This window comes from Paraburkholderia sp. 32, from assembly GCF_050435345.1.
Taxonomy (GTDB): Bacteria; Pseudomonadota; Gammaproteobacteria; order Burkholderiales; family Burkholderiaceae; genus Paraburkholderia; species Paraburkholderia tuberum.
On record NZ_JBNDKD010000001.1, the window covers coordinates 1,078,385 to 1,097,589 of the forward strand.

Sequence of the window (19,205 nt, forward strand, 5' to 3'; positions counted from 1 at the left end):
GATGACCGCCCGCGCGATGCGATGAAGTATGATTTCCACGGCATCGAAGCGGCTGCTCCGACAACAGGACGTGGAACCCGGATGAAGGTGGCGTAATGACAACCAACGCAGGTTCTGACGGCATCGCGAACGACGGGCTCGGCGTCACGCGCACGAGTGCACGGATTCCGGCCATCGCACCATCGCGAACCGCGCTTGTCGTCATGCACTACCAGACCGACATTCTCGGACTCTTTCCGTCGGTCGCGCCCGCCTTGCTCGCCAATACGCGCAGCTTATGCGACGCGGCCCGGGCCAAAGGCGTCAGCGTCTATTTCGCCAACCTCAGGTTCAGTCCGGGCTATCCGGAAGTCAGCCCGTTGAACAGGAACGGGCAGGGAATCAAAAGTCTTGGCCTCTTCCTCGCAGACCGGATCGCGCCAGAGTTAGGCCAGCAGGCCAACGAACCGCTCGTGATCGCGCATCGTGCGAGCGTGTTCTTCGGCACCGATCTGGAGGCGAAGCTTTCCGGGCAAGGTATCGATTCGCTGATCATGGTCGGCATCGCGTCGACCGGCGTCGTGCTCTCCTCGGTCGCGTACGCCAGCGACGCGGACTTCCGCCTGTATACGGTGAAGGATTGCTGTTACGACCCGGACCAGGTGGTCCACGAGCATCTGTTTTCTACCGCGTTCGATTCACGCACAACGGTGCTGTCACTGGCGGACGCGTTACTGCTGCTCGCGTAGACCAATATCGCCAGCTCGATTACGTCTTTGCCCGGCGTTCCGTTGGTTTCGCTACGAATAAACCCCGCTATCGCACCAGCGCTTTCGGGCCTCCCGGCGTGACCGCGTAACCGTCGGTGCATGCCGTATTCGGCGATCACGATGAGTTACTCGCCACATCGGCATGTGATTTGCTGGCTGATACTGGAAGAGAAACCAACCGGATGACAAAACGTGGCGTCGAAAACAAAGGGCATCGCCCCGCTCCAGATGTTCGAAAGCGTCGTCATCCGGTTGTACGACGGCGGCGTCCTGTCGCCGGCCGTGCTCGAACGTGTGATCGGCGCCTTCGCGCAAGCGGATGTCGACTGGCATGACACGGTGGAGGGCCGCTCCGTCGACGGTCGTTCACTGCACGAAATCGTCGCGCTGACGATGCTGCCGGGACAACCTGTCCGATCGGCATCGGCATCGTTCATGACCGTGATCGAACACATCGCGGGCGTCGCGCCGGATACGGACGAGAAAGCAGCACAGCCAAAAACCGCGCGACGCAAAAAAACCGCGCCGCCCGTGGATGAAACGGACGCGGAGTCGGAGTCCGAATCGCAAGAACTGCTTGCGCAATTGTCGGGCGACGGACGATCCAGCAAGCGCCGCCGCGCGACCGAACAGGATCGGCCGGCGGGTTCGCGCGGCTATAACCCGTTCGTCGACGCACGGCCTCCGCGTCCGAAGAAGCCGTGACGCTGGTTGCCTTCGTCGACAGGAACGGTCGTTGGCCCGACGCGATTCCCCCCTGCCGTACACTATCCGCTGGCCGCATCGCCCGCTGCCCGCCAGCTCCAACCCATGCCCACTCCACTCAGTCCCGCCAACTGGCTAACCGCCCGCCGCGATGCCGAAACCGGCATCGAGAGCCTGCGCGCGCATTTCGGCGGCCACGCCTACGATCCGCACGATCACGACGACATGTTGATCGGCTATACGGAGCAGGGCGTGCAACGCTTCCAGTGTCATCGGTCGTTGCACACGAGCGTGCCGGGCCGCGCGATCCTGATCGAGCCCGGCGCGCTGCACGACGGTCACGCGCCAGAGGCGGCCGGCTTCACCTACGCGATGCTGTATCTGCCGCAAACCTGGGTCGAGCGCGCGGCGCGGCGGCTCGATCTGCCGGGACTGGCCGGCGTCGAGGCGGCGTTCGGCCATACGCTGGTCGACGACCGTGCGCTCATCGATGCGATCGGCCAGGCCTTCGCCGCGATCTACGGCAACGAGGGCCGGCTCGCGCGCGACGAGACGCTCGATCGTCTGCTGCTGCAACTCGGCGCCCAGCTACGCGATGCGCCGCTGACCGGCGACCCCGCCGCGTCACCTGCGATCACGCGGGTGCGCGATCTGTTGCACGAACACATGGACGGCAATCTCGGGCTCGACGAACTCGCCGAAGTTGCCGGCATCGACCGGTTCAGGTTGACACGTCTGTTTCAGCGCGCATTCGGCACCTCGCCGCACGCGTATCTGGTGCGCTTGCGCCTGCGCGCCGCGCGGCGCCTGCTCGCGACCGGCCGCACGCCCGCGCAGGTCGCCGCCGAAGTCGGCTTCGCGGATCAGAGCCATCTCGGCCGCTGGTTTCGTCGGGCGTACCGCGTGACGCCGGCGGCGTACCGACAGATGTGCACAAACGTTCCAGACTGATCGCGCGGCATCGTCGATCATGAGCGGCTCAACGAGGAGTCGTCATGTTCGATACCAAAGTGGCGCTGATCGTGCGCAGTGATCTCGCGGTCTGGCAGAAGCTCAATGTGGTCGCGTTTCTCGCGACCGGTGTCGCGGCCGCGGCGCCCGATGCGCTGGGCGAACCCTACGAGGATGCCGCCGGGCACCGCTACGGCCGCATGCTCGGCCAGCCGATGATGGTGTTCGCCGCCGACCGGTTCGGTCTGCAGGGCGTGCATCGGCAGGCGCTGTCGCGCGAGCTCGGAATCGTGCCGTATGTGCACGCGATGTTTTCGACGGGGCATGACGCGGCGAATCGCGCAGTCTTTCGCGCCGAGGACGCGGCGAATCTGGATCTCGTCGGTCTCGCACTGCACGGACCGAAGAAAGCCGTCGATAAGGCCGTGAAAGGTTTGGCCTTGCACGAATGAGTCAACGAGTGCGCGAGCCGCCCGATTGTCGACGTTACTCGCGCCGAACTCTAAAAGAAAAACGTTTGCCGCGCCGGACGCGAATTGCGTTAAAACAAAAAAGGCTTATTCGGCGAATGCACGGGGCATATCCAAAGGGCATAGATCAGAAAGGCACAAGTAACGCACCCCCTCAATAGCGGATCGGGCCGCCATCGTGACAATGCGATTGCAAGTCGTTGTCGAGAAACGAATTGTCGGCGATTGCCCCCGCGCGCTCGCCAACTCGTTTCAAATGGTTCTTTGCAAAAACGGCTTTCTACAGCACGAACATGCTCGCAAGAAATCCTTGCATATACGTTTCATCCTGAATTTGACTTCAGTCAGAATTGAACGTGTTGATGTTACACTGCAAGCCGCTGGAGCCATTCTGGCAAAGGGCTTTGGTGTTTCCAGCTCAACTGTGGTTTGAAACGCGTCCACGACTTGTCGCCGGTGTCGTGCGTGCGGCAGCCATTCACTGGACTTCTCCAACACCCTGCTGCGTTCCCGGATTCCTCAGGTACTAATACCGTGTACTCTCAAACGCAAATCGACCCGGTGATCAGCTTCCGCAACTCGCAGCGCGAGCACGTGCGTGGGACGATCATTAACCTCCAGAGAAAGTCTTTGGTCATGGAGGTCTATAACCCCTATTCCATCGTGCAGGTCAGCGAGGTGTTAAGCGAGCTGAGCGTGCGCATGGGCACCAAGAATGCCTATCTCGGCAAGGCGGTGGTGGTGAGTCTGGTGAACACCGGTCTGACCGCGGTGGTTTCGCTGGCACTCATCGACGAATGGCGCGAGCTTAGCGTTCTGCCCAATGAAGCGAAGTCGGTCGGCCGGGAAGCAGAACTCTTTATTAGCGACTGGGACGCGCGCTTCAATATCCGGCGCGACTATCAGATCGTCGTGAACGAGATGCGCGCATTCCTGTCGGAAGTGTCGCGCTGGGTCGAGCAGGTCGACCTGACCGAGAGCTTGCCGAAGACCGAAGAAGGCAGGCTGCGCGAGGACTTGTTCTACGAGCTCGCCACGCCGATCATGCTCAAGATCAAGTTCTTCCTCGACCGCCTGGAGGAAGAGGCCGAGCGCGTCGACGCCGAGACCGCACCCGTGCATCGCACGTATGCGCAAGCGGCACTGCATCCGTTGCTGCTGCGCGCGCCATTCGTCTACCGCACGTTCACCAAGCCGCTCGGCTACGCCGGCGACTACGAGATGGTCAACCAGATCCTCAGCGATCCGCAGCAGGGACCGACCACATACTTCCAGATCGTCAATACCGCGTTCCTGCACGCGGCGGTCGCGACTGCGCACCGCAACCGCATCACGCTGCTGATCGACTTTCTGACGCGTCAGGCCGAAGCGGCGCGCGCTGCCGGCAGGCCGTTGCGCATCCTCAACGTCGGTTGCGGGCCCGCTTTCGAGATCCAGCGCTTCGTGCGCGAATATCCGCATCCGGAGCTGCTGTCCTTCGAGCTGGTCGACTTCAGCGAGGAAACGCTGGCGTTTACGAAGGACGCGATCGAAAGCTCGGCGAATGCCGCGGGCCATAAAGCCTCGGTGCAAATGGTGCATCAGTCGGTGCACGATCTGCTCAAGCGTAAAATTTCAACGGACCCCTCCGCGCGCGAATTCGACGCGGTGTACTGCGCGGGTCTGTTCGACTATCTGTCGGACAAGGTCTGCGCGCGTCTCCTGAGTTACTTCGCCGCTCGCACGCGAGCTGGCGGCCAGTTGCTGGTCACCAACGTCCATTCGGCGAATCCGGAGAAGTACGGGATGGAGCATCTGCTCGAGTGGTATCTGATTTATCGGAACGAAAGCGGCATGAGCTCGCTGCTTCCCGCCAACTCCACTGACCAGAAGCTCTACGTCGACGAGACCGGGGTGAATGTGTTCGCGGAAGCCACGATCCTCTGAAACCGTGTCGACATCCCTGTTCATGACTACCAGTCCCCTGCAGAGCGGCTATCAAACCGAGCTGGCCGACTTTCGCGTCACGTTCAGCCGGGGCGGCGCGTGCACAGCGATTGCGCTCGTGCTGCTCGGCGTGGGGCTGGATTACGCGCAGTATCCGCAGTATCAGACGTCGTTCGCGCTCGCGCGCCTGCTCGTGTCGTTGATGATCGGCGGTATCATCGCCTTGCTCGACACCAGCATGGGGCGGCGGCTTACTCCATGGCTGACGCTGTCCTGGCTGCTGCTGCCGCAGGCGATGATTTCATGGATGATCTGGCGCACCGATGGTGTTCTGTCGCCCTACTACATGGGCCTGAATCTGGCCATCTTCGCGTCCGGCATTGCGTTGCCATTCGGTCTGTGGCAAAACCTCGTGTTCGGCGTGCTGTCCTGCTTTCTGTATCTGCTGGCCTGCCTGTTGCCTCCGCATGACGGCGTGCCGCTCGGCACGATGACCGTCAATGTTCTGCTCCTGCTGTTCGCCGCTGCCGCAAGTGCCGTCTACACGTTTTTCAACGAACGCGTGCGCTTCATGCTGTTTCGCCTGAAGGCCGAGGTGTCCGAGAAAAACGCGGAGGTCTCCGCGAAGAACGCCGAACTCGAAGTGATCAATCGGCAGTTGCTCGACATCAAGGGCCAACTGCTGCAGCAGGAAAAAATGGCGGCGATCGGTACGCTCGCGGCCGGCCTGCTGCATGAAGTGAACAACCCGGTGAACTTCTGTCTGATGGCAATCGAGGTTGCGCTGGAAGAGCCGATCTCGAAGAAGGAGCCGACGCTGCAGGAATGTCTGGTCGATGCGCGGCAGGGCATGCAGCGGATCCAGCACATCGTGTCGGACCTGAAGACGTTCGCGTATCGCAAGCCCGGCGCCGAGGCGGAGCTGGGCACGCCGTTCCTGTTCGAAAAGGCGCTCGATTCGGCGATCCGGCTCGTCGGGCATGAATTGCGCGGCGTCACCGTCACGCGCGAGCTGCCCGCGGATACGCTGGTGCAGGGCGACGAGGCGGCCATCATCGGCGTGCTGATCAACCTGCTGTCGAATGCGGTGCTGGCGATGCGCAAGGCGGGCACGCCCGCGCCGGCGATTCACGTCAACGTCAGATGGACCGAAGACCGCCTGCATGTGACGGTAAAAGACAACGGGCCGGGCATCGCGCCGGAGCATCTCGCGCGCGTGTTCGAGCCATTTTTTACCACCCGCGAAGTGGGACAAGGCCTGGGCCTCGGGCTGTCGATCAGCTATGCGGTGATCGAGCGTCATGGCGGCCTGCTGTTTGCTGAGAGCGAGCAGGGAAGTTGGGCTTCATTCAGTTTCGATCTGTCGCCCGCACCCTGAGAAATACCATGAATGACATCCGACAGACACAGCCCACTCTTCTCTACGTCGATGACGAAGAGTTGGCCTGCAAATATTTCGCGCGCACCGTAGGTGCCGATTACGAGGTCCTGCTCGCGACGAGCAGCGACGAGGCGATCGCTATCCTCGAGCAGGACAACGCCCGCATCGCGGTGCTGGTCACGGACTTCCGCATGCCGGGGCGTGACGGTGGCGACCTGCTGCGCCAGGTGGCGCTGGAATATCCGCACATCGTGCGGATTCTGGTCACTGCTTATGCAGACGTCGAGATGTTATTGCAGACGGTCAACACCGGCGAGGTGTTCCGCATCCTCGAAAAGCCGCTGAAGCCGGCGGCAGTGCGCGATACGCTGCAACTGGCGTTTGATCGTTACCACGAACGCACGATGCAGAATCAGCGCCTGATCGCCATCGACGAAACCCTGGCGTTCATCGCGCACGAACTGAACACGCCGCTCGCGGCGATCGCGCTGAACGCGCACAGCATCGAAGATCGCATCGACGCGGAGCGCGATGCGGAAGGCGAAATTCTCGGCGCCGCGAAATCGATGCGCGAGAGCGCGCAGTACTGCATGGCGGTGGTGTCGTCCTTCTGGCGCTCGGTGCACAACGGGCGGCGCCGGCAACTGGAGGGCGACGAGGCGCGCATCGAGAGTACCGCGCATGGGCTGATCTCGGCGTTGCTCGATACGTATCCGTTTACGACCGCGCAGCGCTCGTGGGTGCAGGTCGACGTCGACAGCGACTTTGCCGTGCTCACGCAGCCGAATTGCGTGGCGCTCGTGCTGTCGTCACTGTTGTCCAACGCGTTGCGCGCGCTCGCGGATGTGCCGTCGCCGTCGGTGCGCTTTACCGTGACAATGGAACCCCACCCGAGCATCGGCATCTGCGACAACGGGCCGGGAATTCCGCCCGAGATCAAAGACCGCCTGTTGACGGACCCAATTACAACGCACGCGAAATCCGGGGGGAACGGCTTGGGCCTGATTCTATGCAACCGTGTCATGCAGTCCTGTGGCGGCGGACTCAGGATCGAGTCCACGTCGTGGGGAGGCACCACCGTAGTGCTGGATTTCCCCCATATCAAAGGTCAAACGCACAGGAGTTGTTGATGAACGAAGCAAAAGCCACAGAGGAGTTGGCGCCGGCGATCATCTTCGTCGATGACGAAGCTACCGCCGTAAAGTACTTCCAGCGTGCCATCGGAAGCCTGGCGCCGGTCCTGACTGGCGGCTCGGTGGAAGAGGGCAAGGCGCTGCTCGACGAGCACGGCGACAGGGTGGGGGTGCTGGTCTCCGACCAGCGTATGCCGGGCGAGTTCGGCAACGAGCTGCTGCGCTATGCGAGCGAGCGCTTTCCGCATGTCGTGCGGATTCTGACCACCGCGTATTCGGAAATCGATCAGACCGTCGCGGCCGTCAACCTCGGTCATATCCATCGCTACATCAAGAAGCCTTGGGACATCACGGCGCTGCGCATGGAGCTGAAGCAGGCGCTCGAGCTGGCCGAGCTGCGCAAGGAGCGTGACACGCTGGTGCGCGAGAAGCTGGGCGTGCTGCAAAAGCAGGTGGTCGCCACTCGCATCGGTCTGGTGCGTTCGCTGTCGGCCACGCTGATCGGGCCCGAGCGCTTTCAGCCGGTCGAGACGTATCTCGCCGCAGCGGTACTCGCCGACGTGCCGAACTCCGAGCCGGACTGGCTGCTGCAGGACTACTCCGATCTGATCGCAGCCGAGAGTGCCCGCAGCGGCGCGTTCGGTCATACGGTGGCCGCGCACCTCGCCACGCTGCGCAACCGTCACGGCAGCGCGAGCGTGACCGCGAGCGACGCACTGACGACGCTGGTCGGGGTATTTTCCGAGGCAGGCATCAATGTGCGCCGCGAAGGCGATGGTCTCGTGTGCGACCAGCCGGCCACACTCGCGGAGTTTCTCGCGGAGCCGGGCAACAACGCGGTGTCGAGCGGGCACGCGGTATGGCTGGCGAGCCTTCTGTGGCTCGACGGCAATGACGTTGCACTGCAGCCGGCAAGTGAAGGCAATGCGATCGCGTTCCGGCCGGCGCAGCGCGGTAGCGAGTTCGCCGCCGATCGCCTCGCCACGTGGATCGAGCAGTTCTGATTACCTTGCTTCGGGGGCGCGGCGTCTGACGCGTCCTTCCTGCTACCGGCTTCGCGCTGCAGCCCGCCGCGGCTAGCAGCGCGACGCTGATCAAGGCTCGCGCGAGTCGTTCGAACGTTTTTCCACGCGCGCGGACAGACAGCACGCTCTTTTCACCTCGATAAGCGTTGCCTTTCAGGCCTGACTTCTCAAGCCTGAACGCGCGGCGCGAAGCGCCGCGTCCGAATCCACTTGGTAGCCACCCACTTGTCGCCCGTGCGCAGCGGCGTGCTCGCGTGCAGCGAGCTCGGATCGCACAGCCCAAAGCGGTTCCCATATTCGAAGTAGAGCGCGTGCCCGCGCTGCGGTGCGACCGACCAGCCAAGCTGCGGAAACACCGTCTCACCGCCGCCTTCGACATCTTTCAGATACATCAGCAGCGTGCCCATGCGCTGGCCGCTGCGCGCGATCGACTCGCGATTCGCTTCGTTGCTCGTCATCAGATAGTCAACGTGCGGCGTCGACTCCGCGCCTTCCTCATAGTGCAGCATTTGCAGGCCTTCGCCGTTCTCGACCGGGGTTGCCGTGAGTTCCGCGATGCGCGCCTCGATGCGCGAGATCAACGGCGTCTCGCCCAAACGGAAAAACATCCCGTGACTGCTGCGATGACCGGCGATCACATCGCGGCCGGTCACTGGATCGACGACGGCCGACCGGTCGAGCCGCGGCTGTGCGAGCGCGATCAGCTGCTCGCATTCATCGGCACTCAGGAAATTGGCGATGTGCACGGCGGCCGGTCGTTGCAGCCGCGACAGCACGCGCACCTTGCGCTCGCCGAGTTGGATCAGCGGAGCGTCGGGCACGCGCAGCGGCTCGGGCTGGTAGCTGAGCGGCGCGCTGCCGACTTCGAGCTTGTCGCCGGGCAGCGCCATACCGTACAGGAACGCCGATGCGACCGCATCGACCATCGCCGACGCGAGCTCGGCCGCGTTGTCGCGGCTCACCAGTTCGTTGACGATCGCTTGGGGCGCGACGCCGCGCGAAAGGTTGGCGGCGATCCAGTCGCGGACTTCGGCTGGGAAATTGACGGTGATGGACATCGGGGCGAGGTTGTGGGGTGTCGTGACAGTCGCGGCGCGCGCGACGCTGGCTCGCGATGATAGCGGACGATTGTGACGATTCTGGACGCACGGCCCGGTTGTCAGTTGGCTGTCGTCTGTTACCGCATATTGCGATGTCCCGCCGCGCCCATAACTCTGCCCGTGCGGGTGTCCGCCCCCACGTGCCGCCCGATCGATGCCCCGGACTCTTCCACCGGCCAACATGTTGCACCCCTGTAACTCAAGGCCGGCGCAAGCCGGTTACATTCACGCATGCCCGTATTCAAGCGCTCGCCCCACTTCCTTACGTCTTCATAACAACACGTCCGGAGGCGTTCGACTGATGACAACGCGCGTGAACCATGGCACTTTTGCGCAGTCCCGTCAGCGGACGAGCTTCCAACCGAGTATCAACACCAATATCCGTTCCCGGAGATCAACATGAGCGAAACCGTGTCCCCGCCGCCAAAGCGCTCCCGACGCGGGCTCATCATCTTCGCGGTTGTCGTGCTCATGCTGGTCGCGCTCGTCGTGGTTCATCTGATGACGCGCAAGAAGCCGGTGCGCGAGAACGCGGCGATCGTCGTCACCGTCGCGCAGGCGACGCTCGGTTCGATGCCGGTCACACTGAGCGAGCTCGGCACCGTCACGCCGATCGCAACCGTGACCGTGCTGCCGCAGCTGAGCGGCTATCTGACCGAGGTCGGCTATCACGAAGGCCAGGAGGTGCAAAAAGGCCAGTTCCTCGCGCAGATCGATCCGCGCCAGTATCAGATCAGCAAGCAGCAGGCGGAAGCGACGCTCGCGAAAGACCGCGCGTCGCTCGCGCAGGCGCGCGCCGATCTCGAGCGCTATACGCAGTTGAACGAACGCAAGTCGATCGCGCAGCAAACCTTCGCGGATCAGCAATTCCTCGTGCAGCAGGACGAAGCGGCGGTGAAGGTCGACCTCGCCAACATCGCCCAATTCGATCTCGACCTCGCCTATTGCCGCATCACCGCGCCGATCGCGGGCAAGGTCGGCTTGCGGCTCGTCGATCCGGGCAACTACGTGACCGCGTCGTCGTCGACCGGCATCGTCGTCATCACGACCGTGAAGCCGACCACGGTGCAGTTCACGGTGCCGCAGGATTCGCTTGCGTCGATCGTGCAGCGTCTCGCCACCGGCGCGAAGCTGCCGGTCACCGCGTATTCGAGCGATAACACCCGCGAGATCGCGACCGGCACGCTGTATGCGGTCAGCAACCAGATGGCGACCGCGACCGGCACCGTCACCTTGCGCGCGACCTTCGCGAACGACGACGAAACGCTGTTCCCGAACGAGTTCGTCAACGTGAAGCTGCTCGTCGACACGATGCAGAACGCGGTGCTCGTGCCGACCGCCGCGGTACAGTCCGGCGCGCCGGGCGATTTCGTCTATCTGGTCAATCCGGACAGCACGGTGTCCGTGCACAAGGTCAAGCTCGGACCGAGCGACGGCAAGAACACGGTGATCGTGTCGGGACTCGCGGCCGGCAACCAGGTCGTGACGGACGGCATGGATCGTCTGAACGACGGCGCGAAGATCCAGCCGGCGCATCCGAAGTCCGCCGCCGGCCCGAAAGCGCCCGCCGCCGCGTCCGAAGCCGCGCCGGCGTCGAGCGCGGCGGCATCGCCTGCGCCGGCCGCGTCCGAAGCCGCCTCGTCGTAACGGACCCCCGCGCCGATGAACATTTCCCGCCTGTTCATTCTTCGCCCGGTCGCGACGCTGCTGCTGATGATCGCGCTCGTGCTCGTCGGTCTGATCGCGATGCGCGTGCTGCCGGTGTCGTCGCTGCCGAACGTCGACTATCCGACGATTCAGGTGCAGACCTTTTATCCGGGCGCGAGCCCGACGGTGATGGCGACCACCGTGACCGCGCCGCTCGAGGTGCAGCTCGGCGAGATTCCGGGCCTGCAGCAGATGACCTCGTACAGTTCGGACGGGGCGTCGGTGATCACGCTGCAGTTCGATCTGTCGCTGAACCTCGACATCGCCGAGCAGAACGTGCAGCAGGCGATCAACGCGGCGAACAGCTATCTGCCGTCGGGCTTGCCGGCACCGCCGACCTACGCAAAGGTCAATCCTGCCGACCAGCCCATTCTGACGCTCGCGGTCACCTCGAAGTCGATGTCGCTGACGCAACTGGAGGACGTCGCGAACAACCGCCTCGGCACGAAGATCTCGGAAGTGGCGGGCGTCGGCGTCGTGACGACGAGCGGCGGCAACGTGCCCGCGATCCGCGTCGAAGCCGACCCGCACAAGCTCGCCGCCTACGGTCTGAACATCGACGATCTGCGCACGCTGCTGAGCTATGTGAACGTGAGCCAGCCGAAGGGCAATTTCGACGGCCCCGATCTCGACTACACGATCAACGGCAATGATCAGATCACCGATCCGAAGGACTACCTCGACACCGTAATCGCCTACCAGAACGGCTCGCCCGTATTCATGCGCGACGTCGCGCGTGTGAGCCAGGCCGCCCAGGACGTCGAGCGCGGCGCCTGGTACAACGGCTCGCCCGCGATCGTGCTGAACGTGCAGCGCCAGCCGGGCGCGAACGTGATCCAGACGGTCAACCAGATCATGAAGGAGCTGCCGCAGCTCGAATCGACGCTGCCGGCCGGCATGAAAGTGACCGTGGTGTCGGACAGCACCGGCGTGATCCGCGCGTCGGTCGCGGACGCCGCGTTCGAACTGATTCTCGCGATCGTGCTGGTCGTCGCGGTGATCTTCGTGTTCCTGCGCAACGTGCCCGCCACGCTGATTCCGAGCATCTCGGTGCCGGTCTCGCTGATCGGCACGCTCGCGGTGATGTACCAGCTCAACTACTCGATCGACAACCTGTCGCTGATGGCGTTGATCATCGCGACCGGCTTCGTGGTCGACGACTCGATCGTGATGATCGAGAACATCGTGCGCTATCTGGAAGAGGGCATGTCGCCGCTCGAAGCCGCCCTCGAAGGCGCGGGGCAGATCGGCTTCACGATCCTGTCGCTGACTATTTCGCTGATCGCGGTGCTGATTCCGCTGTTGTTCATGGGCGGCGTGATCGGGCGGCTGTTCAGCGAGTTCGCGGTGACGCTCGCAGTCACGATCGTGATTTCGGCGGTCGTGTCGCTGACGGTGGTGCCGATGCTGTGCGCGCGGATGCTGCGCGCGCAGGCCGAGCGCCATCCGAGCCGCTTCGAGCGTATCAGCGAGGGCCTGTTCGACAAGACGCTCGCCGCCTACGAGCGCGGCCTGCGCTGGGTGCTCGACCATCAGACGCTGACGCTGATGGTCGCGATCGCCACCGTGGTGCTGACCGGCATCCTGTATGTGGTGATTCCGAAGGGACTGTTTCCGGTGCAGGACGTCGGCGTGATCCAGGGCATCAGCGTCGCCGACAACTCGGTGTCGTACGCGGCGATGGTGCAGCGCCAGAGCGCGCTCGCCGAGGCGGTCCTGAAGGACCCGGACGTGGTCTCGCTGACGTCGTACGTGGGCATCGACGGCACCAATGCGACGCTGAACAACGGACGCTTCCTGATCAATCTGCGCGAGCGCGACCAGCGCTCGGACACCGCCCAGGAAATCGCGCGCCGGCTCGCGCAGGAAGTCGCGCACGTGCCCGGCGTGAAGCTGTTCATGCAGCCCGCGCAGGACCTGACGCTCGACACGACCGTGTCGCCGAACCAGTACAGCTTCGTGTTGCGCGGACCGAGCCAGCAGGCGTTCCAGAAGTACGTGCCGGAACTCGTCGCGCGCCTGAAGCAGATTCCGTCGCTGTCGGACGTGCAGAGCGATCTCAATAGCGACGGCCTCAGCGTGAACGTCGAAGTGAACCGGCAACTGGCCGCGCGCTTCGGCATCACGCCCGCGACGATCGACAACGCGTTGTACGACGCGCTCGGCCAGCGCATCGTGTCGACGATCTTCGAGCAGTCGGCCCAGTACCGCGTAATTCTGGTCGCAAAGCCGGAAACGATGCCGACCGTGCAGTCGATCGGCAATCTGTATCTGCCGAGCCAGACCAGCAGCACGGGTCAGGTGCCGCTTTCCGGCATCGCGAAGATCCAGATCGCGAAGGCGCCGCTCGTGATCAGCCATCTCGCGCAGTTTCCGTCGGTGACGGTGTCGTTCAATCTCGCGAAGGGCGCGTCGTTGAGCACCGCGGTCAAGCAGATTCACCAGGCCGAGCAGTCGATCGACCTGCCGCCGTCGATCACGTCGTCGCTGCAAGGCGCGACCGCGGCGTTCGAGGATTCGCTCTCCAGCGAGGTCTATCTGCTGATCGCGGCGCTCGTTGCCGTGTATATCGTGCTCGGCGTGCTGTACGAGAGCTTCATCCATCCGGTCACGATCCTGTCGACACTGCCGTCGGCCGGTATCGGCGCGCTGCTCTCGCTGATGCTCGCGGGTATGGATCTCGACGTGATCGGCATCATCGGCATCGTGCTCTTGATCGGCATCGTCAAGAAGAACGCGATCATGATGGTCGACTTCGCGCTCGATGCCGAACGCAATCATGGCAAGGCGCCGCGCGATGCGATCTTCGAAGCGTCGCTGCTGCGTTTCCGGCCGATCCTGATGACGACGTTCGCCGCGATGCTCGGCGCACTGCCGATGCTGCTCGGCACCGGCACCGGTTCGGAACTGCGCCGGCCGCTCGGTCTCGCGATCATCGGCGGCCTGACGCTGAGCCAGGTGCTGACGCTGTTCACGACGCCGGTGATCTATCTGTTCTTCGACCGTATGGCCACGCGTGTGAACCGCTGGCGCGCCGAGCGCGCTAAGCGCAACGGCGGCGACGAGCCGGGTGGGCGTCCGCCGGAAGGCGGCGCGGAGGGCACGCGGTGAACATCCCGGCGATCTTCATCCGGCGGCCGGTCGCGACGACGCTGCTCGCGATCGCGATCCTGATCTCCGGCACGCTCGCGTATTTCCGCATGCCGGTCGCGCCGCTGCCGAACATCGCGTTTCCGGTGATCGTCGTGCAGGCCAACATGGCCGGCGCGAGCCCGAATATCATGGCGTCGACGGTGGCCGAGCCGCTCGAGCGGCGGCTCGCGACGATCGCCGACGTCGCGGAGCTGACCTCGATCAGCTATGTCGGCTCGTCGTTGATCATCGTCGAGTTCGGCCTGAAGCGCGACATCAACGGCGCCGCGCGCGACGTCGAGGCGGCGATCCAGGCCGCGCGCGCCGATCTGCCCACCACCTTGCGCAGCAATCCGAGCTACCGCCAGTACAACCCGGCCGACGCGCCGATCATGGTGCTGTCGCTGACCTCGGACACGCTGACCAAAGCGCAGCTCTACGACTCCGCCGATTCGGTGATCCAGCAGCAACTGTCGCAGGTGCAGGGCGTCGGTCAGATCACGCTCGGCGGCGGCGCGTTGCCGAGCGTGCGCGTCGAGTTGCAGCCGGGCAAGCTCAATAGCTACGGGATCGGCATGGAAGACGTGCGCGCGGCGATCAGTGCGGCCAATGCCGACAGCGCGAAGGGGCATATCGACGTCGGCGATCAGCGCTACGTGGTCACGTCGAACGATCAGATCACGCACGCGGCGCCGTATCGCGATCTGGTGGTCGCGTATCGCGACGGCGCGCCGGTGCTGTTGCGCGACGTCGCCCAGGTGCGCGACTCGAACGAAAACATCCGCAACGCGGGGCTCTTCAACGGCAAGTCGGCGATTCTCGTGATCGTCTATCCGATGCCGGGCAGCAACGTGGTCAGCACCGTGCAGCAGATACGCAACGTGCTGCCGGCGATCGAAGCGACGTTGCCGAGCAACGTGCACGTCGATGTCGCGATCGATCGCTCGCAGTCGGTCACCTCGTCGGTCAGCGATACCGAGCGCACGCTGTTCATCGCGATGCTGCTGGTGGTCGGCGTCGTGTTCATCTTTCTGCAGTCGCCGCGCGCGACGCTCATACCGGCGGTCGCGTTGCCGCTGTCGATCGTCGGTACCTTCGGGCCGATGTATCTGCTCGGCTATAGCATCGACAATCTGTCGCTGATGGCGCTGACCATCGGCACCGGCTTCGTCGTCGACGACGCGGTCGTCGTGCTCGAAAACGTCGTGCGGTACATGGAGCAGGGGTTGAGTCCGAAAGAGGCCGCGCTGAAGGGCGCGGGCGAAGTCGGCTTTACGGTGATCTCGATGAGCCTGTCGCTGATCGCGGTGTTTCTGCCGATCATCCTGTTTCCGGGCATCGTCGGACTGATGTTCCATGAGTTCGCGATCACGCTGTCGATCGCGATCCTGATTTCGCTGGTGATCTCGTTGACGGTCACGCCCGCGATGTGCGCGTACGTGCTGAGCCGCGACAACGCCGGTCATTCGAAAGCGCGTTGGGCGCGGTGGATCGAGCGGCAGTTCGATCGCTTCAAGGGCGTCTACGCACGCACGCTCACGGCAGTGCTCGATCATTCGCTGCTGGTGATCCTGCTGCTGTTCGCGCTGCTGGTCGGCAACGTGTTCATGCTCAAACTCGTGCCTGCCACCTTCTTCCCCGAGCAGGACACCGGCATCGTGATCGGGCAGATCATCGCCGACCAGAGCATTTCGTTCACGGCGATGCAGAAGAAGCTCGCGCAGTTGCAGTCGATCGTGCAAAGGGATCCGGCGGTGCAGTCCGTCGCGGGCTTTACCGGCGGGCGCGCGCTCAATACCGCCAATGTGTTCATCGAGCTGAAGCCGCTGTCGCAGCGGCACGCAACGGCCACCCAGGTCGTCAACCGGCTGCGGCCGAAGCTCGACGAAGTGTCGGGCGCGCGGCTCTTTCTGCAGGCGCAGCAGGATTTGCGCATCGGCGGGCGGCAATCGGCGGCCGAGTACCAGTACACGCTGACGAGCGACGATTCCGCCGCGCTGTTTGCGTGGACGCCGAAGCTCGTCGCCGCGTTGTCGAAGCAGCGCGGGCGGCTGCTCGACGTGAACTCCGACTTGCAGCAGAACGGCCTGCAGAGCTACCTGACGATCAATCGCGCGACCGCCGCGCGCTACGGCTTTGCGCCGAATCAGATCGACAACGTGCTGTACGACGCGTTCGGCCAGCGCACCGTGTCGACGATCTACAACCCGCTGAACCAGTACTTCGTCGTGATGGAGGTCGCGCCTGAGTACTGGCAGTATCCAGAGACGCTGAACCGGATCTATCTGAGCACGTCCGCCGGCAATCCGACCGGCACGGCCGCGACACAGATGCCGCACGGCACGGTATCGGCAACGACTACCGCGACCACGACCGGCACGTCGTCGAACACGAACTCGCGCAACTCGGACGCGCAGTCGAACGCGACCAACAACAGCATCGCCAACAGCAAGGGCGGCAGTTCGACCGGTAGCGCGGACAGCACGGCCGCCGAAACGATGGTGCCGCTGTCGGTGCTGACCTCGTATAGGAACAGCCATACGTCGACGCAGGTGAACCACCAGAGCGGGCTCGTCGCCGCGACGATCTCGTTCAACCTGCCGGCCGGCGGGTCGCTGAGCCAGGCGGGCGAGGCGATCAACGAAACGATCCGCGAGATCGGCATGCCCGCGAGCATCCACGGCTCGTTCGCGGGCGCGGCGGCGGCCTATTCGCAGTCGATGGGCGTGGTGCCGCTGCTGATTCTCGCGGCGCTCGGCGTCGTCTACATCGTGCTCGGCGTGCTGTACGAGAGCTCGATCCACCCGCTGACGATTCTGTCGACGCTGCCATCCGCGGGCATCGGCGCGACGCTCGCGCTGCTGATCTTCGGCACGCCGTTTTCGGTGATCGCGATGATCGGCATCATCCTGCTGATCGGTATCGTCAAGAAGAACGGCATCATGATGGTCGACGTCGCGATCCAGTTGCAGCGCCAGCAACAGATGCCCGCGCGCGACGCAATCCACGCGGCCGCGCTGATCCGTCTGCGGCCGATCATGATGACGACATTCGCGGCCGTGCTCGGCGCGGTGCCGCTCGCGGTCGGCATGGGCCAGGGCGGCTCGCTGCGCCAGCCGCTCGGTATCACGGTGATGGGCGGGCTGATCCTGAGCCAGATGTTTACGCTCTATACGACGCCGGTGATTTATCTGTATCTCGACCGTCTGCGTGCACGGCTGGTCAGATGGTCCGCGGGGCTGCGCTGGAACCGCGACGCGAAGCCGGGACAAGCGGATACGAAGGCATGACGATGAAGATTGCGACTGAACGAATGACAGGATCTCGCGCCGGGTTGCCGAGCATCGCGACGCTCGCCGTCGCGCTGCTGGCGCTGTTCAACGCCGGCTGCATGGTCGGCCCGGACTATCATCGGCCGCAGGTCAGGGTGCCCGCCACGTACTCGGAACTGCCGGGCTGGACCCAGGCCGAGCCGAACGCGACCGGCCCGAAGGGCACATGGTGGAGCGCGTTCAACGATCCGTTGATCGACGAACTCGAACCGCTCGTCGCGGTGTCGAACCAGACCGTGCGCGTGGACTACGCGAACTACCAGCAAGCGCTCGCCGAAGTGCGCGCCGCGCACGCGGCCCTGTTTCCGACCATCGGCGCTACCGGTTCGGCGACGCGCGAACGCGCGAGCAGCGGTTCGGTCAGTGCATCGGGAAGCTTCGTCAACGGTACGGCGACGCGCATCGTCAATTCGGGCTCGCTGGAAGGCAACGTGAGCTGGGCGCCGGACCTGTGGGGCCAGGTGCGCCGCACCGTCGAGGAAAACGCCGCGAGCGCGCAGTCGAGCGAAGCGACGCTCGCGAATGCGACGCTCTCCGAGCAGGTCGCGCTCGCGACCGCGATCATCGAGCTGCGCACCAGCGACGCGAACATCGACCTGCTGCAGCAAACGGTCGTCGCGTATCAGCACTATCTCGACGTCGTCACCGAGCAGGATCGCGCGGGCACGATTGCGCCGAGCGACGTGATCACCGCGCGCAGCCAGTTGAATACCGCGAAGTCCGATCTGATCGCGCTCGGCGTCGCGCGCGCGCAGAACGCGCATGCGATCGCGGTGCTGGTCGGCAAGAACCCGGAAGAGCTGTCGATCACGCATAGCACCGCGATGCCGGCGCTGCCGTCGGCGCCGGTCGGCGTGCCGTCGACGCTGCTCGAACGCCGCCCCGACATCGCCGCCGCCGAGCGCAAGATGGCCGCGCAGAATGCGGCGATCGGCGTCGAGGTGGCCGCGTATTACCCGGACATCTCGCTGTCGGCCGTGGCCGGATTCACGCAGTCGCCGCTGTCCGGTCTGCTGAAGGCCGCGAACTACGTGTGGTCGCTCGGCGGCAGCGCGACCGAGACGCTGTTCGACGGCGGCCTGCGCAGCGCGGATGTCGACGCGGCGAAGGCGGCCTACGACGCGGCCGTTGCCAACTATCGCGGCACGGTGCTGGGCGCGTTCCAGAACGTCGAGGACGACCTGTCCGGCCTGCGCATTCTCGCCGAGCAGGCGCTCGTGCTCGAAACGGCGGTGCGCGACGCGGACCGTGGCGCGGAGATCGCGTTCAACGAATACCAGGCGGGCACCGTCGATTACACGACGGTCGCGATTGCGCAAGCGACGCAATTGACGACGCGGCAGACCGCGCTGAACGTGCAGGAATCGCGCTTGCTGCACGCGGCGTCGTTGTTTGGCGATCTGGGCGGCGGGTGGTCGACCGATGAGCTGCATGATCCGCGGCATCCGGCGGCGGCTTCTTCGGCTGCCTCGGCACCTTCTTCGGCTTCCTCGCCTTCGGCTGCGTCTGCTTCATCGGCTACGTCATCGGCGACGTCTGCGGCTATCGTGCCGGGCGCGCGGCAAGTGCGGCACGATCAAAACGACTAAGGACG

Annotated in this window: 14 protein-coding genes; 13 read left to right on the forward strand and 1 reads right to left on the reverse strand. The window is 64.2% G+C overall.

Annotated elements, in window-relative coordinates:
• Nucleotides 1-95: 95 nt before the first annotated feature.
• The 9 genes from OKW26_RS05130 (at nt 96) to OKW26_RS05170 (ending at nt 8,319) form a co-directional block, all read left to right on the forward strand.
• Nucleotides 96-728: an isochorismatase family cysteine hydrolase gene (locus OKW26_RS05130; RefSeq protein ID WP_184061507.1), complete on the forward strand. Its 633-nt coding sequence runs from the start codon at nt 96-98 to the stop codon at nt 726-728.
• Between the two features lie 249 nt (nt 729-977).
• Complete coding sequence (locus tag OKW26_RS05135; RefSeq protein WP_429354176.1) at nt 978-1,454, forward strand: hypothetical protein; 477 nt, start codon at nt 978-980, stop codon at nt 1,452-1,454.
• 105 nt (nt 1,455-1,559) lie between these two features.
• Complete coding sequence (locus tag OKW26_RS05140; RefSeq protein WP_429352882.1) at nt 1,560-2,405, forward strand: helix-turn-helix domain-containing protein; 846 nt, start codon at nt 1,560-1,562, stop codon at nt 2,403-2,405.
• 44 nt (nt 2,406-2,449) lie between these two features.
• On the forward strand, nt 2,450-2,857 hold the full coding sequence (locus OKW26_RS05145; protein WP_184061509.1) for a DUF2000 domain-containing protein: 408 nt from the start codon (nt 2,450-2,452) through the stop codon (nt 2,855-2,857).
• Between the two features lie 208 nt (nt 2,858-3,065).
• Nucleotides 3,066-3,308, forward strand: coding sequence for a hypothetical protein (locus OKW26_RS05150; RefSeq protein ID WP_429352883.1), 243 nt, complete (start codon nt 3,066-3,068; stop codon nt 3,306-3,308).
• 101 nt (nt 3,309-3,409) lie between these two features.
• Complete coding sequence (locus OKW26_RS05155) at nt 3,410-4,801, forward strand: class I SAM-dependent methyltransferase (protein ID WP_090807735.1); 1,392 nt, start codon at nt 3,410-3,412, stop codon at nt 4,799-4,801.
• A 22-nt stretch (nt 4,802-4,823) separates the two neighbouring features.
• Nucleotides 4,824-6,179 (forward strand): sensor histidine kinase, encoded by a 1,356-nt coding sequence (locus tag OKW26_RS05160; protein ID WP_090807732.1) that lies wholly within the window; start codon nt 4,824-4,826, stop codon nt 6,177-6,179.
• A gap of 8 nt (nt 6,180-6,187) precedes the next feature.
• Nucleotides 6,188-7,312: an ATP-binding protein gene (locus OKW26_RS05165; RefSeq protein ID WP_429352884.1), complete on the forward strand. Its 1,125-nt coding sequence runs from the start codon at nt 6,188-6,190 to the stop codon at nt 7,310-7,312.
• Nucleotides 7,312-8,319, forward strand: coding sequence for a response regulator (locus OKW26_RS05170; protein ID WP_429352885.1), 1,008 nt, complete (start codon nt 7,312-7,314; stop codon nt 8,317-8,319). Before OKW26_RS05165 ends, OKW26_RS05170 begins: the two co-directional genes overlap by 1 nt.
• Before the next feature lie 188 nt (nt 8,320-8,507).
• Here the strand turns inward: OKW26_RS05170 and OKW26_RS05175 are convergent, their stop codons facing one another.
• The gene (locus OKW26_RS05175) at nt 8,508-9,398 is read right to left on the reverse strand and encodes a 2OG-Fe(II) oxygenase (RefSeq protein ID WP_429352886.1); all 891 of its coding nucleotides are present in this window, start codon (nt 9,396-9,398) and stop codon (nt 8,508-8,510) included.
• Nucleotides 9,399-9,839: 441 nt separating this feature from the next.
• Between OKW26_RS05175 and OKW26_RS05180 the strand changes: the two genes are divergently transcribed.
• From OKW26_RS05180 to OKW26_RS05195, 4 genes are read left to right on the forward strand one after another with little or no spacing between them, the layout of a single operon-like run.
• On the forward strand, nt 9,840-11,087 hold the full coding sequence (locus OKW26_RS05180; RefSeq protein ID WP_429352887.1) for an efflux RND transporter periplasmic adaptor subunit: 1,248 nt from the start codon (nt 9,840-9,842) through the stop codon (nt 11,085-11,087).
• A 15-nt stretch (nt 11,088-11,102) separates the two neighbouring features.
• Nucleotides 11,103-14,258 (forward strand): efflux RND transporter permease subunit, encoded by a 3,156-nt coding sequence (locus OKW26_RS05185; protein ID WP_429352888.1) that lies wholly within the window; start codon nt 11,103-11,105, stop codon nt 14,256-14,258.
• On the forward strand, nt 14,255-17,569 hold the full coding sequence (locus OKW26_RS05190; RefSeq protein WP_429352889.1) for an efflux RND transporter permease subunit: 3,315 nt from the start codon (nt 14,255-14,257) through the stop codon (nt 17,567-17,569). The genes OKW26_RS05185 and OKW26_RS05190 overlap by 4 nt, the downstream gene beginning before the upstream one ends.
• A complete protein-coding gene (locus tag OKW26_RS05195; RefSeq protein WP_429352890.1) occupies nt 17,566-19,200 on the forward strand; it encodes an efflux transporter outer membrane subunit in 1,635 nt (544 codons plus the stop codon). The genes OKW26_RS05190 and OKW26_RS05195 overlap by 4 nt, the downstream gene beginning before the upstream one ends.
• Nucleotides 19,201-19,205: the final 5 nt, after the last annotated feature.

Excerpts from the sequence above, each read along its gene's own strand:
- OKW26_RS05140 (WP_429352882.1), top strand. The coding sequence starts at position 1,560 with ATGCCCACTCCACTCAGTCCCGCCAACTGGCTAACCGCCCGCCGCGAT.
- OKW26_RS05175 (WP_429352886.1), bottom strand. The coding sequence starts at position 9,398 with ATGTCCATCACCGTCAATTTCCCAGCCGAAGTCCGCGACTGGATCGCC.
- OKW26_RS05145 (WP_184061509.1), top strand. The coding sequence starts at position 2,450 with ATGTTCGATACCAAAGTGGCGCTGATCGTGCGCAGTGATCTCGCGGTC.
- OKW26_RS05180 (WP_429352887.1), top strand. The coding sequence starts at position 9,840 with ATGAGCGAAACCGTGTCCCCGCCGCCAAAGCGCTCCCGACGCGGGCTC.
- OKW26_RS05135 (WP_429354176.1), top strand. The coding sequence starts at position 978 with ATGTTCGAAAGCGTCGTCATCCGGTTGTACGACGGCGGCGTCCTGTCG.
- OKW26_RS05170 (WP_429352885.1), top strand. The coding sequence starts at position 7,312 with ATGAACGAAGCAAAAGCCACAGAGGAGTTGGCGCCGGCGATCATCTTC.
- OKW26_RS05130 (WP_184061507.1), top strand. The coding sequence starts at position 96 with ATGACAACCAACGCAGGTTCTGACGGCATCGCGAACGACGGGCTCGGC.
- OKW26_RS05195 (WP_429352890.1), top strand. The coding sequence starts at position 17,566 with ATGACGATGAAGATTGCGACTGAACGAATGACAGGATCTCGCGCCGGG.
- OKW26_RS05165 (WP_429352884.1), top strand. The coding sequence starts at position 6,188 with ATGAATGACATCCGACAGACACAGCCCACTCTTCTCTACGTCGATGAC.
- OKW26_RS05160 (WP_090807732.1), top strand. The coding sequence starts at position 4,824 with ATGACTACCAGTCCCCTGCAGAGCGGCTATCAAACCGAGCTGGCCGAC.
- OKW26_RS05185 (WP_429352888.1), top strand. The coding sequence starts at position 11,103 with ATGAACATTTCCCGCCTGTTCATTCTTCGCCCGGTCGCGACGCTGCTG.